The 15950-nt window shown below is 24.8% G+C and carries 10 protein-coding genes; 1 reads left to right on the top strand and 9 read right to left on the bottom strand.

The window, feature by feature from the left end:
* Positions 1–155 precede the first annotated feature (155 nt).
* The 9 genes from ASUIS_RS10080 to ASUIS_RS10040 form a co-directional block, all read right to left on the bottom strand.
* Entirely contained in the window at positions 156–1238 is a 1083-nt protein-coding gene (locus ASUIS_RS10080) for a chemotaxis protein CheA (RefSeq protein WP_118887006.1), read from the bottom strand.
* Complete coding sequence (locus ASUIS_RS10075; protein WP_118887005.1) at positions 1239–1850, bottom strand: hypothetical protein; 612 nt, start codon at positions 1848–1850, stop codon at positions 1239–1241.
* A 40-nt stretch (positions 1851–1890) separates the two neighbouring features.
* Positions 1891–4086, bottom strand: a complete 2196-nt coding sequence (locus ASUIS_RS10070) for a PAS domain S-box protein (protein ID WP_118887004.1) — start codon at positions 4084–4086, stop codon at positions 1891–1893.
* A 21-nt stretch (positions 4087–4107) separates the two neighbouring features.
* Positions 4108–5823, bottom strand: a complete 1716-nt coding sequence (locus ASUIS_RS10065) for a putative bifunctional diguanylate cyclase/phosphodiesterase (RefSeq protein WP_226799893.1) — start codon at positions 5821–5823, stop codon at positions 4108–4110.
* A 45-nt stretch (positions 5824–5868) separates the two neighbouring features.
* On the bottom strand, positions 5869–7995 hold the full coding sequence (locus ASUIS_RS10060; RefSeq protein WP_118887002.1) for a methyl-accepting chemotaxis protein: 2127 nt from the start codon (positions 7993–7995) through the stop codon (positions 5869–5871).
* A gap of 183 nt (positions 7996–8178) precedes the next feature.
* Entirely contained in the window at positions 8179–10185 is a 2007-nt protein-coding gene (locus ASUIS_RS10055; RefSeq protein WP_118887001.1) for a HAMP domain-containing methyl-accepting chemotaxis protein, read from the bottom strand.
* A 139-nt stretch (positions 10186–10324) separates the two neighbouring features.
* Complete coding sequence (locus tag ASUIS_RS10050) at positions 10325–10717, bottom strand: PAS domain-containing protein (protein WP_118887000.1); 393 nt, start codon at positions 10715–10717, stop codon at positions 10325–10327.
* Positions 10718–10726: 9 nt separating this feature from the next.
* Complete coding sequence (locus ASUIS_RS10045; RefSeq protein WP_226799891.1) at positions 10727–12133, bottom strand: methyl-accepting chemotaxis protein; 1407 nt, start codon at positions 12131–12133, stop codon at positions 10727–10729.
* A 126-nt stretch (positions 12134–12259) separates the two neighbouring features.
* Positions 12260–15115: an ABC transporter substrate-binding protein gene (locus ASUIS_RS10040; protein WP_118886999.1), complete on the bottom strand. Its 2856-nt coding sequence runs from the start codon at positions 15113–15115 to the stop codon at positions 12260–12262.
* Between the two features lie 164 nt (positions 15116–15279).
* On the opposite strand from ASUIS_RS10040, the gene ASUIS_RS10035 reads away from it, so the two are divergent.
* On the top strand, positions 15280–15942 hold the full coding sequence (locus tag ASUIS_RS10035) for a response regulator transcription factor (RefSeq protein WP_118886998.1): 663 nt from the start codon (positions 15280–15282) through the stop codon (positions 15940–15942).
* Positions 15943–15950: the final 8 nt, after the last annotated feature.

Genomic DNA, 15950 nt, shown 5'->3' with positions numbered 1-15950 from the left:
AATGGTCAAATTCTAGTTAAACATAAAACTTACATTCAGAAAATTAGTAGGAAGACTGTTTGTAAATATAAAATTGTGATATATTGTTTAACTTTTTATGACCATTTATGCAATATTAGAATTAAATTGTTAATTTAGTGTTTGATATTCAAAGTTTATGAATTTTCAATAATACTTTTAACATCAATTATAATTCCAATACTTCCATCACCTCTTACCGTTGCTCCTGCAACACTATCAACTTTTTTAAAGTTAGTTTCTATTGCTTTTAAAACTACTTGTTGCTGTTGTAAAAATTCATCTATAAAAAAGGCTGCTTTTTGTGTTCCTGATTTTACGATTATTAAAATACCTTGGCTTAAATCTTGTGTTTTTGGAACAATATGTAAAAATTCATATAATCTTATTATTGGTATAAATTCATCTCTTAACATAAGTAAAGCTGAACTTCCATCACCTACTAGTTTTATCATCTCCTTTGTAGGTTGAATTGATTCAACTATTGATGAAGTTGGTAAAATAAAAATATTATCTCCAATTTTTATATTTAAACCATCTAAAATAGAGTGAGTTAAAGGAACTGTTATTGTAAAAGAAAAACCTTCTTCTAAATCACTTTTTATTTCTATATTTCCATTTAATTTTTCTACATTTTCTTTAATTTTATAAACATTTTTTAGTTGATTATCTTCTTTGATTTTAGGAAACTCTTCTTCAAAATCCAGTTCATCTTTATCAAATCCTATTCCATCATCTTCTATACAAAATGACATTTGTCCATTTAGTTGTTGAGCGATTATTTTTATAGTAGCTTCTGGATTTTTATCTTTTGCTGTTCTTTCTTCTTTTGTTTCTATTCCATAAAGAACACTATTTGTAATCAAAGTTTTAATAGATAAATCTAAATGTTCAACCAAAGATTTATCTACTTTAGTTTCTCCACCAACTATTTGTAATTTAATTGATTTATTTGCTGGTAATATTTCTTGAATAATATTGTTATAAATTGTGTACATACTTTCAAACTTAATCATTCTTATATCTGTTGCATAATCTTGAAGTTCAACTATATGTCTTTGAAAAAGAGTGATTTTTTCAACTAAATTCTTTTTTTCTTCACTAGCTGGTAAATTATCAACACTTTGAGCCATCATTGAGTTTGTTATTACTAAATCTCCAACTTTATTTAAAAGTTTTTCTAGTTTTTGTAAATCTATTGTTACATTTGAACTAATCATTTATTTCCTTTTAGTTTTTTTTCTAGTTGTATTTATTTTATATTCTACTTTTTTTAACTTCTCAATTAACTTTGAAGAGATTTTGTACATACTCATTATAATCTCTTTTTTTTCATTATCTAATTCTTTTTTTGAATTATCGTATCTATTTATCAAATCTATATAATCAATATCTTTTAAATATGGATAAAAATAAGCAGTTTTTTCTTCTTCTATTATCCATTCACTTAAAAGTGAAATAACAACCAATTCAGGTATCCAGAAACTTCCATTTGGAAGACAAACTTCAATGGTTTTTATTAAAGTATCGTAATAAACCATTAAAGGTTCTTCTTTTTTTGCAAGTATTTTTAAAGTTGCATTTTTATGGGCATTTTCAATTAAACTTCTTAAATAAGTTGAGTTTATAACTGTATCTTGAAGTTGTTCTAATAATTTTTTTAAAGAAGAATAAACAATTTCATTATCTTCATCATTCCCTAATCTAAAATTATAACCTACATTATCAATTTGATGAAAACATTGTTCTAAAGTTGTTCTTATAAACACTAAAAGAGCTTCTGTTTTTATATCTCTAAGAAGTTTTGGTTTTACTCTATTTTTACAAGTCATGTTTATATAAGAAAGTTAGAAACTCTCTTTTCCTCCTTTTTTAATCTTTATATTTATCTCTAATTTCTTTAAATTTGTCAATATTTTTAAAAAATAAATCTATTAATTTAGGTTCAAATTGTTTGCCTTTTTCTTCTTCTAACAGTTTGAAAATATCTTCATCTTTCCAAGCTTTTTTATAACATCTTGAACTTCCTAACGCATCAAATACATCAGCAACTGCAGTAATCCTTCCATAAATATGAGTTTCTTCAGCTTTTGTTTTTCTTGGATAACCATTTCCATCCCATTTTTCATGGTGATCTCTTGCAACTATTGCTGCTGCTTTTAGAATTTCTCTTTTTGAGTTTTTTAAAATGTTATAACCAACCATCGAATGTTTTCTCATAATTTCCCATTCTTCAGGAGTTAGTTTTCCAGGTTTATTTAAAATAGAATCAGGAATTCCAACTTTTCCTATATCATGCATTGGACTAGCAGTAAAAAGAATTTCGCACTCTTTTTCACTTAAACCATATAATTTTGCCAAAAGTTTTGAGTATTCAGCAACTCTTTTTACATGATTTCCAGTTTCATTACTTCTGCTTTCTCCTATTTCTCCCATTTTATAAATAACTTCTCTTTGGGTTTCTTCTATTTCTTTATGTAATTCAACTACTTCTGTTATTTCTTTTCTAATACTCATATATTCTAAAGTTTCACCTTGAAGATTTATTATTGGAACTACGGTTGCTAGAAAATAATGAATTTTCCCATCTTTAAAAATATTATGTATTTGACCATTCCAGATTTTTCCACTTTTTAGATGTTTACTTATTTTATTATCATCTTGGCTTGGAGGGAAAACTCTTTCGATATTATCATAGGGTTTCCCAATTAGTTCTTCTTGGGTATATCCACTAATTGTATAAAATTTCTCATTTACATAAGTTATATTTCCAAGTTGATTTACTCTTAAAATGATATTACTTTCATCCATTGCATTTTCATAAAGTTTTGATAAATTCATAATTTCTTGAAAGTTGTTTTGAGAGATATTATATTGTTCTTTTAATTGCTGTTTTGCTTTTTCTATTTCAGTTATATCGGTTCTAATTCCAATGTATTCTATTACATTATTATTTTCATCTAATATTGGATTTATTATAGTTTGAACCCAATAATCACTTCCATCTTTTTTTCTATTTTTTATTGTTCCCATCCATGGTTTTTTTAACTCTTTTATTGTTTTCCACATATCTTTAAAAGTAGAAGAGGGCATATCTTTATGTCTTACAATATTGTGGGATTTTCCTAAAAGTTCTTCTTCTTTATAACCAGAAATTTTACAAAATGCTTCATTTATATAAGTTATAATTCCATTATCATCTGTTTTAGAAACAATAAAACTTCTATCAACTGCATTTTTATATTGTTTTAAAAGTTGTGTTTTTGCTTCACTTTCATTTTCATTGTCTTTATCATTTATAAACATATCTGTTTTTAAAATCAATTCTTCTATTACATAAGGTTTTTTGATTATATCTCTAACCCCTAATCTAAAAGCATCTCTTAGTATAGTTGATGAAATATTTCCAGTTATAATCATAACTTTGATTTTTAATTCATCCAAAATCACTTTTCTATTTTTTAATAAAAAATCAAAACCATTTTCTTTTTCTAATTCCAAATCTAATAACATCAAATGAATTTTATTTGTGTTAATTAAATTTAAAGCCTCAGTTGTATTAGAAGCAATTAAAACACTATAATTTCTATTTTCAAATATATCTTTTAGTTGTTCTTTTACAACAAAAGAATCATCTATTATTAAAATTGTTTTTGTTCTATTTTTTTCTAGTTGTTTTATTAGATTAGGGATTTCAAAGATTTTGTATATAAAATTTTTATCTTTATTTATAAAATCAATTATTCCTTTTTGATAAGAAATTTCCCTCAATTGAGAATCAGTTTGTGAAGTAAGAACTATTATTTTTACTAACGAAGAACTTAGTTCTTTTATTAGTTCATAACCATTTCCATCAGGGAGATTTATATCTAAAATAACATAGTCTATTTTGATTGAATTTATTTTTTCTCTTGCATCTTTTAGAGTAGTTGATAAAAAAGTGTTAAATCCTTTATCTTTGAAAATAGTATCAATAATTTTAATCATAGAAGAAGAATCTTCAATAATTAAAATATTAAAATCTTTTGCCCTAAATTCAACAAGAGGATTATATGCAAGAATTTTCATATTAAATTATCCTTTTATTTTTTAAAGTAAATTTGGATTATTTGGTTTTCCAAATAAATACCCTTGAAAATAAGAACAGCCCATTAATAATAGTTTTTCATATTGTTCTTTTGTTTCAACTCCTTCTGCTACCACTTCTAAATTAAATTTATCTCCAATTGAAAGTATGGTTTCTACAATGATAAAATCATTAGAATCAATTACTAAATCTTTAATAAAAGATTGATCGATTTTTAGTTCACTAATTGACAATTGTTTTAAATATGCTAAAGAAGAATATCCTGTACCAAAATCATCTATTGATAATGAAACTCCTAGTTTGTTGATTTCTTTGATTTTATTTAAATTTTCTTGGGTATTTTTAATCAATAAACTCTCTGTTAATTCTAATTTTAATTTAGCTGGATTAATTTGATATTCTTCTATTAAAGATTTTATTAAATCTAAAAATTCATTTTTCTCAAACTGTTTATAACTAATATTTACAGATACTTGCCAATCTTTTTTTATAAAATCATTTTCCCAAATTTTTATTTGTTCCATTACTTGTATTAAAATCCATTTTCCTAATGGAATAATAAGTCCTGTTTCTTCAGCTAAAGGAATAAAATCATTTGGAGGAATTATTTTTTCGTCATTCCAACGAATTAAAGCTTCCATTCCTACTATTAGAGGTTGATTGTTTTTTATTTTTATTTGAGGTTGATAGTATAAAATCATTGATTCTTTTTCTATAGCTTTGTCTAATCTTTCAAATAAATGAGCTTTTTGTTCTACCATTTGTTGTAAAATTGGGTCAAAATAAGTAAATCTATTTCTTCCATTGGCTTTTGAAGAATACATAGCTGTATCTGCAAATTTCATTAGTTCATCTATTGAAAATTCATTATTTTCAAATAAAGCAATTCCAATACTAACTGTTAATCTAAAATCAAAATTTGATATTAAATAAGGTTTTTTAATTTCTTCGAGTATTTTTTTTGCAGCGATATTTATGTTATTAATGGCAACTTCTTTATTTGATTCAGGTATTTCTAAAACAATTATAAATTCATCTCCACCTAATCTTGAAATAAGATCTGTTTCTCTTATCGTATTTTGTAATCTTTTTGCAGTTTCAATTAAAACAAAATCTCCTATATCATGACCTTTTGTGTCATTTACCATTTTGAAATTATCTAAATCTATAAATAATAATGCTCCATAATGATTATTTCTTTCTACTCTTTTTATCATTACAGCTAAAAGATCTTTTAACAATAAACGATTAGGAAGAGTTGTCAAACTGTCATAATAAGCTAATTCTAAAATCTTTTTTTCTTTTTTCTTAATTTCACTCATATCAATAATTGCAGTAACTCTTATTTTTTTCCCCAATAAAACTAAATCTCTACTTCTTAATATAACAGGCAAAATAGAACTATCTTTTCGAATTAGTTCCGCTTCATATTGTTCTTGATTGTGATTTTGTATTACTTTTTTGACTACATCTTTAAATGTAGGAGCTACAAAATCTAAAGCATGTTTTCCTATCATTTCTTGGCTTGTATATCCTAATAATTTAGGTGCAACGGCATTTACTCTAATACAATATGTATTCTCATCATAGATGATAATTCCTTCTAAAATCGAATCAATTAATATTTTAAAAGAGTTTATAAAATCATCTTTTTCTTTTAGGATTTGATTTTCTAACTCTTTTTGTTTTGAAATTTCGGCACCAATTTGTATTTTCATTTTTTGCCCATCATTCTTAGTTAATATACGATTTATGAACATTTTTTAACTTTTAGACTTTTTTATTTTTACGCTCTTAGCCTTAACCTCGTTTTTACCTTTGAATTCTTTTTCATCAGCATTTGATACAACTAATTTCGCTATTTGGTCTGTTAATACTGCTACATCATGTGTTTGGCTTGCTACCATAGCATTTTGTTGTGTTTGTTGATCTAATTGATTTACTGCATCATTTATTTGTTCAATTCCTAGTAACTGTTCTTTTGAAGCATTTTGTATATCTTGGATTAGATTTATTGTATGAGTAATATTTTGATTTAACTGTTTATATCCTTCTATCATATTCCCAGCTATTTGTTTACCTTGATTTGCTTTTGTTGTTGCGTTTTCAACTATAGACTTAATTTCTTTAGCTGCTTCTGCACTTCGTGATGCAAGATTTCTTACTTCTGCTGCAACTACTGCAAATCCTTTTCCAGCTTCTCCTGCGGTTGCTGCTTCTACGGCTGCATTTAAAGAAAGAATATTTGTTTGGAATGCTATTTGATCTATTACACTTATTGCTTCATTTATTGCATTTACTTGTGTATTTATTTCATCCATTGAAACTGTTGTTTGATTTGCTAGTTTTTCACCATGTGTTGCAGAAGCTGTTACTTCATTTGAAAGGCTTGCCATTTTTGAAATATTCTCTGTATTATTTCTAATATTAGAAGTTATCTCTTCAATAGCTGCTGCTGTTTCTTCTAAAGAAGCTGCTGCTTCATTTGAGCTTTGATTTAATTTATCTACATTTACAAGAAGGATATTTGAGCTTTCATCTAAAGTCAATCCATTTGTTTTATTTTCAACTAACATTTGAGTAATTGAGTTTTGCAAAGTATTAATACCTGTTACTAATTTCTCAAACAATCCACCTCTTTCATCATTTGGGTGCATATTTAAAGTTTCTAAATAGTTAAGTCTTGCATATTGTTCTAAAATATCATCAACTTCTGCAAATCTATCTCTTGTACTTTTTATCATTTGATTTACATTATTTTTAAACTCTTCTAAAGAAGCATTTGAAGTTGACTTTTCTATAAATTGTCCATACCATCCATTATTTACTCTTGTCATTACTACTTTTGCATCTTCGATTAAGGCTACATCTTGGTTTAATGTATTTTCTATTTGTTTTATATTTTCATTTACAAACAGTGCCATTTCTCCGAATTCATCTTTTACTTTTTCATTAAGCAAAGTTATGGTTGATGATTCTTTATTTAAATATGAAAAAAATGACAATAATCCTTCTTTAAAAGTATGTAAAGAATTAGAAATTTGTTTAGAAGTAAAATATATTATTGATAAAATGATAATTGCGAACAATATAATTGAAGTTAATATAATCTTATTTAAAAGAGAAATTATTTCTTCAACTGTAGAAAATAACTCTTTTTGGAAAGATTCATTAAATGATTCAGCTTCTTTAACAATTTCTCTCATTTTTAATTTTAAACCATCATTTGGAGTTAATCCTATTTCAATTTCTGTTTCTACTAAGTTTAAGAAAGATTCTTTATATTTAATTAAAGATTCTTTATTAGGATTATTATCTAAACTTAATAAAGTTTCATCAATGATTACTTTAAAATTATCAACATATTTTAAATTTCTTCTTAACATAAAATCTTTTTCTTGTTTTCTTAAATTATAAACTGATAATAAAAGTTTTTGTTCTTGAGATTTTTTAGCATAATCTTCTACTGCATGTACACTTTTTCTCAAATTTCCATATAAACCTTCATCTTCTGTTAATCCTATTTGTATTTGTTTTTTTGTATAAATTTCAAAATAATTTTTGTATTTAGTTATTGATTCTTTATAATTCTCAATTGAACTTATTTTAATATTATAATCTTCCAATAATTCATTTAATTCTTTAAAATCTTGAAAAATTTGTTCTGTAGTTTTATTAAAATTGTCAACATATTTAGTCTCTAATCTAAGCATAAAATCTTTTTCATTTTTTCTTAATTCCAACAAATTTGAATCTAAATTTTTATCTAACAATTGCATTTTTGAAAAGTCTTTTAATTCTGAAATGACTATATTTAATGTAATAACAAATCCCACAAGACTTATAAATACCATTCCTAGAATTAGACTTAATTTAACTTTTACCCTCATTTTTTTCCCTCTTTTTTATTATTATTTAATTAGCATTTTTATATCTTGAAATAAATTTATATTTTAAGAGATACTTATAAAAATTGTATCATACGAATCTGAGTGCTTTAAGAGTTAAATGTGAGTAATCTGAGGAAAGGATAAAATTTTATTTTGAGAAATACCGACCAAGGTCGGTATTATTTAAAAACTTTCCCACTCTTCACTAGAGGCTTTTGTAGCTTCTATTTTTTTAGGAGTAGTTTTTGATGATATTGTTGAACTTTTTTTAACTATGTGGGGAACAATGTTTTTTGTAATATTTTTATTATTTACACTTTTCCCTTTTACTTCATGTTTTCCTTCAAACTCTTTTTCATCAGCATTATTTACTATTAATTTCGCAATTTCATCAGTTAAAACTGCAACATCATGAGTTTGTGAAGCAACTGCTGCATTTTGTTGAGTTTGTTGGTCTAATTGAGTTACTGCATCATTTATTTGTTCTATTCCAGTTAATTGCTCTTTACTTGACATCTCTATATCTTGAATTAAATTTATAGTTAAAGAGATATTTTGATTTAGTTCTTTATAACCAACAATCATATTATTAGCTATATCTTTTCCTTCATTTGCTTTTTTTGTAGCATTTTCAACAATAGATTTTATCTCTTTAGCTGCTTCTGCTGAACGAGATGCTAGGTTTCTTACTTCTGCTGCAACTACTGCAAATCCTTTTCCTGCTTCTCCTGCTGTTGCTGCTTCTACGGCTGCATTTAAAGAAAGAATATTTGTTTGGAATGCTATTTGATCTATTACACTTATTGCTTCATTTATTGCATTTACTTGTGTATTTATTTCATCCATTGAAACTGTTGTTTGATTTGCTAGTTTTTCACCATGTGTTGCAGAAGCTGTTACTTCACTTGAAAGTTTAGACATTTTTGCAATATTTTCTGTGTTATTTCTAATATTACTTGTAATTTCTTCTAAAGCTGCTGCTGTTTCTTCAAGGCTTGTAGCTGCTTCATTTGAACTAATATTTAGTTTGTCTACATTTGAAAGTAATATATTTGAGCTTTCATCTAAAGTCAGTCCATTTGATTTATTATCAATTAACATTTGAGTGATTGATTCACCAAGAGTATTTACACCACCTGCAAGTTTTAAAAGATGTTCTTTTACATTAGAAGTTGGAACTTTTTCTAAATAGTTATAATTTGAGTATTTTTCTAATATATTTAAAACATTATCAATATTGTTTTCAAGGTTATTTGCCATTTGATTTAATACAGTTTTTAATTGCATTAAAGCAGGATTAGAAACATTTAAATTCAATCTTTGACATAAATCACCTTGCTCAAACTCTCCTAAAACACTAATTGTCTCATCTATTAATCTTCTATCTTCTTCTATGCCTTTTTGTGTTTTTTCTATATTCTCATTTACTACATTTGCCATCTCTCCAAATTCATCTTTTGAATCTATTTTTATTAGTTCAACTTTTGAAGATTCTCTATTTAAGTATGCAAAAAAACTAAATAATCCTTCTTTAAAAACTGACAATGAAGTTAATATTGATTTTACAATAGTAATTCCCAGAACTAAAACTAAAAGAATAGCTCCAATAGAAATTACCGTTTGAATCATCATAGAAGTTGATTTTATCTCTTGGGCATTTTTTGCACCTTCATCACTTAATTTAATATTATAATCCATGTGTTTATTTAAAGCAGTAGTTAATCGTTCAGTTAGAGGACTGATTGCTAAAATAGCATCTCTTGCTTCAGTATTTTTATTTTCCCTTGAAAAATTAAGAGCTTTTTCTCTTTTTGAATTATAATCATTAAAAGCAGCTATATCTTCTTTTAGCATATCTTCATCAGTTTTATCTGTTAAAAGTTTTCTATATTCTTCAAACTCTTTTTCTATATCTGTAAGATTCTTTTTTAGATTCTCTTCTATACTTTGCATTCTTTTTTCATCAGTTTCTAAAATATGATTAAGAGATAAAATTCTTATAGTACTCACTGATTCCTCTATATGAGTCATTAATACAATAGATGGAACTGAATTTACATTTCCAAAATTTGCAGCATCGTAAATTTTATTTGTTTGTACAACACTGAATCCAACAATACTAATAAAACCTAAAATGGCAATACTTATAAGAATTGTTAACTGTTTTTTTACACTTATATTTTTCAACATTCTTTTATTCCTTCTTTGGATATTTCTATTAAAAATTATACTATATAAATCTGAGTGATATGTGAGTTAAATCTGAGTATTCTGAGATATTATATACAACTAATTTATTAAAGATTAATTGTATATAGATTTATTGTTTTTATTCTTTGGCTATTAATTCTTTATAAAGTTTTTCATAAACTTCAATTTCTTGCTCTGAAGCTTTTTTTCTACATGATAAATAACCCATTGAACCATCGCAACTTTCAAAAGGATAAACTGTTGCATAAACCCAATAATATCCACCATTTTTTGTTGCATTTTTTACATAACCTGTCCAAATATCACCTTTTTTAACTGTATCCCACAAATCTTTAAAGGCAATTTTTGGCATATCTTTATGTCTTACCATATTATGTGGTTTTCCCATTAATTCATCTAATGAGTATTCTGCAATTTTACAAAAGTCATTATTTGCAAATTTTATTATTCCTTTTTCATCAGTTTCACTCACTAAAAAGGCATATTCATCTAAAATAGTTTCTTTTCCCATTGTCTTGCCTTAGTAATTAAAATTTTTAGTTTTGGCTTTATTTACAAGTTCTTCAGCCATTTTTTGAGTTTGTGTAGAAATAGTTGCTACATTATTTACTTGAATTGCATTTTCTTGAGTTACTTGGTCAAGTAATGTAACCATTGCATTTATTTGTTCAATTCCTTGCATTTGTTCATTACTTGAAATACTAACATCTTGAATAATTTCAATAGTTTGAGTTATATTAGTGTTAAGTTCTTCATAACCTTTAATCATCATATCACTAATATTTTTTCCTTCATTTGCTTTTTGTGTTGCTTTTAAAACTATATTTTTAATTTCTCGTGCTGCATCTGCACTTCTATTTGCAAGATTTCGCACTTCTGCTGCAACTACTGCAAATCCCTTTCCCGCTTCTCCAGCAGTTGCTGCTTCAACGGCTGCATTTAAAGATAAAATATTTGTTTGAAAAGCAATTTGGTCAATTATTGTAATTGCTTCATTTATAGAAGTTACCTCTTGATTTATATCATCCATAGAAGTTGCAGTTTGATTTGCTAATTTTTGTCCACCACTTACAGCACCTTTTACGATATTTCCAAGTTGTGACATTTTTTGAGCATTTTGAGCAGTATTTCTTGTAATACTTGTAATTTGCTCCAATGCAGCAGCTGTTTGTTCTAAGGAAGCTGCTTGTTCGTTTGCTTTTATAGCAAGTGAGTTTACAGATTGAGCCATTGTAATAGAGTTTTGAGCAAGAATTTGTCCATTGTTTAAATCTTTTTGAGCATTACTTGAAAGAGTTTTTCCCAAAGAATTAATGCTTGTTAATACTTTTAACATTTCACCTTTTATATTTTTGTGGATTGTTATTTGATTTTTAAAATCATCTTTTGAATAAGATTCTAGTAAATTTACAAGATTTGTCATATCTTCATTAACTTCGTCAAGCATTTTGTTTATTGTGTTTCTTAAAGTCATAATCATTGGATTTGTAGTTTTTGATTTTATTCTACAACTATAAATTCCTTGTTCAACTCTATCCATTGTAATAACTATTTCTCCTAAAACTTTCATATCAGCTTTTAAAGTGTCATCAAATCCAATAGAAACACTATTTAATTTTTTATGAAGCTCTGAGATTTCATCATTTCCCGTTACAAGAATAGGTACATATTTATTGTTTTTCAAAGATAAAAATTTTAAAAACTCATCAAATGAGTTAGTAAAATTTATTAAACCATTTACAATTGATTGGCTAAATAAAAGACCTAATATAGCCATTAAAAAACCAAAAACAATATTTAAAATAATAATTAGCATAGTATTTTGTGTATGTATTCCTGCAATTCCGATGCTAATAAAACCAACTTGTGCTATTAATGTAAGTATCAATAGCTTATTTTTAGTTTTTAATTGTTCTAATATTTTCATTATACTTTTCCCTTAATATCTTTCTTACATTATTGTATATTATATGCAAGAATCTCTCCATTAAGTGTATAAATTTATATTATTATGTTTAAATAATAATCAAATTCCAAGAATAATATTATTTTATTAAACCATATCCGTTTTTTTAGGAAGTTGTATAATTATTTCTAACCCATCATTTATATTATTTGCATTTATTTCACCGTTAAAATGTTCAGTAATAATTATTTTTGCCATGTATAAACCTAGACCTGTACCATTTTTGCTACTTTTTGTAGAAAAATATGGGTCAAAAATCTTTCCAAGAATAGATTCATCTACTCCATTTGCATTATCTTTTATACTCAGTATAAGATTATTTTCATCTTGTGATAAAGAAATATTTATAAACTTATTTGTAATATTATTTTCGAGTAAGGCATCTTTTGCATTATTTAAAATATTTAATAATACTTGAGATAACTCATTTTTATATCCAAAATAGATAGTTTCTAAATCTATGTCAATATTAAATTTGATTTGATTTTTATCAAAAAGAGGTTGTATTAAAGAATAGGTTGTTGTTACCATATCTTTTATTTTAAAAAGTTCTTTGTCTTTTTTAGGTTTAAAGAAATTTTGAAAATCATCAATAGTATTTGAAAGATAAGTTATTTGTTTTTGAAAATCAGTTTTTAATTTATTTAAATCTTCAAGCAGTAATCGTTCTCTTTTTTGTTTTAAAATGATTGTATTTACAATTAAAGAGATATTATTCAAAGGTTGTCTCCATTGGTGGGCAATCATATTTAAAATTAATCCCATTTCTGCAAGTTTTGATTGTTGAAACATCATAGTTTGTTGATTTTTATTTTTTTCTATCTCTTCATGGATTCTATGTTCTAGATTTACATTTAGTTTTTTTAATTTTCTTTGGGTATTTTTTAATTCACTTATGTCAATGATTGTACTTATTCTTATATTTTTACCTTCTATTTTATGACCTTTTACTAAAGCATCAAATTTTTCACCATCTTTTTTTATAAGAGTTATTTCATAAGGTTCTTGATTTGAAATTAATTTATTTTTTATAATACGATGTTCCCATGGAACTACAAAATCATAATGGGTTTTTTCATAAATTTCATCAAAACTTTCATAATTCAAAATAGCTAAAAACTGTTTATTTGCTTTAATTAGTTTTCCATTTTCAAAAATTGCAATTCCTTCAATTGTAGAATTTAGCCATTCATTTAACTCTTTGTTATGTTGTCTTAAAACTATTGTAAAAGAGACAATAAAAATCAAAACTATAATAAAAATAGTAATAATTCTCCAAACTAAACTATTATCAATAATAGTGCTATATCTTGTAACTTTCCAGTTTTCTTTTATTTGATCTAACTCTTTTTTGCTAAAAGAATTAATTCCTAAATTAATGATTTCTAAAAGTTCAGGTTTTGTATTTATAACACCAAATGAACCACTAATTGGTTTTTCGCTTCCTAAAAAACCAGATATTTTAAATTTTCCATAACCAAACTTTTGAATAATATTATCAGCTGTAATATTATCTAGAATATATCCATCAACAGCATTATTTTCTAGTTTTGTAATAGCATTTTCTATATTGTTATCAACATTAATATCAATATTTGGATATAAATTTAGTAGATATTTTTCAAATATATCATATCTAGTAATAAATCTTTTATTTTCTAAAAAATGATTATCTTCCATAAAAGGTTTGTCAATTTTGGTAATAATAACTAGATTTGAATCTAAATAAAACTCACTTTTATTTAAAACTTTATATTGTTTGTAAGATTCTTCGGCAGTAATTGTTAAAATATCACATTTTCCAGCTATTATGTTTTTGAAAGTACTATTAAAATCTTTTTCTTGAATAGGTTTTAATTTTATGTCAAATTGTTTTGCAATATCATTTAAAATATTGCCAGAAATACCTGTTAATTTCCCTTGATTTATTCCATCTATTGGGAAAAGATTATCATGAACACAAACTGTAAATTCTTTTTGATTTTTTAGATAATTGTTTTTGTAATAATTTATTAATTCTTCTTTTTCATTCCAGATAAAATCATCTAAATTTGAACTTTTATATTTTTGTGGAAATAATAAAGCTATGATATTTTCAATTTCATTTATTCTTTCTTTTTCTATTTTCCCAAAATTTGTTCCAAAACCACTCAGTTCTTTTAGCATATTTGCTTCATAAATTAGAGATTCTTTTGTTTTATTTTGAGTGTTATACTTTTGAGAGATTAAATTTACAGTTTCTGGAATATTAGAAAAGGCATATTCCCAACCTTTTTTAGTTGCTTTTATAAAATCACTCACAATTTTTGGATTATTTTTTGCAAATTCTTTTGAAGTAAAAATAATATCTCCATAAAAATCAAAACCAAATTCTTTAGGATTAAATATATTATATTTTATATTTTTTAAGTCCAAATAATAAGGTTGATTTGAGATATATCCTACCATTCCATCTGATTTTTTTGAAATAAATTTATCCACAAAAAAAGAATGGGTTATTGGTTTAATGGCTATATTATGTGCTTGAAAAATAGCTTTTATTGAAATATTTACTAGTTCATTTGTTGAAAATTCTATATTTTTATTTTGTAAAGATTCTATAGTTGAAAACTTTTCTTGGGTAATCAAAGTAATTGGAGAAGTTTGAAATATAGGGAAAAGTGCAACTACATTTGCTCCATTTAATTTATGATAAATTAAAGAGGAATCATCTATCCCAAAATCACTTTTAAGTTCAGTTACTTCATTTACAATATGCATATTTTTATCAAATTCTTTAAGTTCTACATCTAAGCCAATATCTTTATAAAAACCTAACTCTTTTGCCATATAAAATCCAGCAAATTGAAATTGATGTTTCCATTTTAATTGTATTGATACAGTTTTTAAATCATTTGAAAATAAAAAAGTAGAAATAATAAAAATAAATAAAAGTTGTCGCATTTTTAACCTTGAAAATAATGTTAATTTATTTATCATAATACTATATATAATTTTACATATAAATATCTTTAGCTTATAAATTGTCTATAATAATACAATATAAATATAAGGGAAATAAGAGTAAAATCTGAGCAATCTGAGTAAAATACAAGGAACCTATAATAATGGAATATAATATTTTATTAATTGAAGACGATGAAAATAGTGCATTTTTAATAAAAGATTTTTTGGAAGAGTATGATTTTAAGATTAATATTGCAAATACGGTAACTACAGCAATATCTAATATAAAATTTGAAAAATATTCTTTGATTCTTCTTGATATAAATCTTCCTGATTTTAATGGTTTTGAAGTATTAAAATTTTTAAATAAAAACAAAATAAATATTCCAGTTATTGTAATAAGTGCTTATTCTGACAAAAACTCAAAACTTCAAGCTTTTAAACTTGGAGCAAATGATTATATGGTAAAACCAATTGATCCAGAAGAACTTGAAGCTAGAATTTGGGTTCAACTAAAAAATTTTTCAGCATTTACAGATAAAATAAATAAAAATATTTTTGAGTTATCAAATAATGAAATTACATTTGAAAATAAAATATTAAAATTAACAAAAACAGAATTTGAGATTTTGAAGTATTTAATGGAAAATAAAAACAGAGTAATAAAAAGAGATGATTTACTAAAATGTTTATCATCTATTATTCAAAGTGATAGAAGTTTAGATTATCACATCAAAAATATTAGAATAAAAATTGGTGATACAGGCGCGAATCCTAAATATTTGATTACTGAATATGGTTTAGGATATAAATTAATTTTTTAATTAAAATA

Origin of the sequence: Arcobacter suis CECT 7833 (genome assembly GCF_003544815.1) — a bacterium.
Taxonomy (GTDB): Bacteria; Campylobacterota; Campylobacteria; order Campylobacterales; family Arcobacteraceae; genus Aliarcobacter; species Aliarcobacter suis.
Note: the sequence above shows the minus strand (reverse complement) of the source record. Positions and strands in the feature narration are given on the sequence as shown.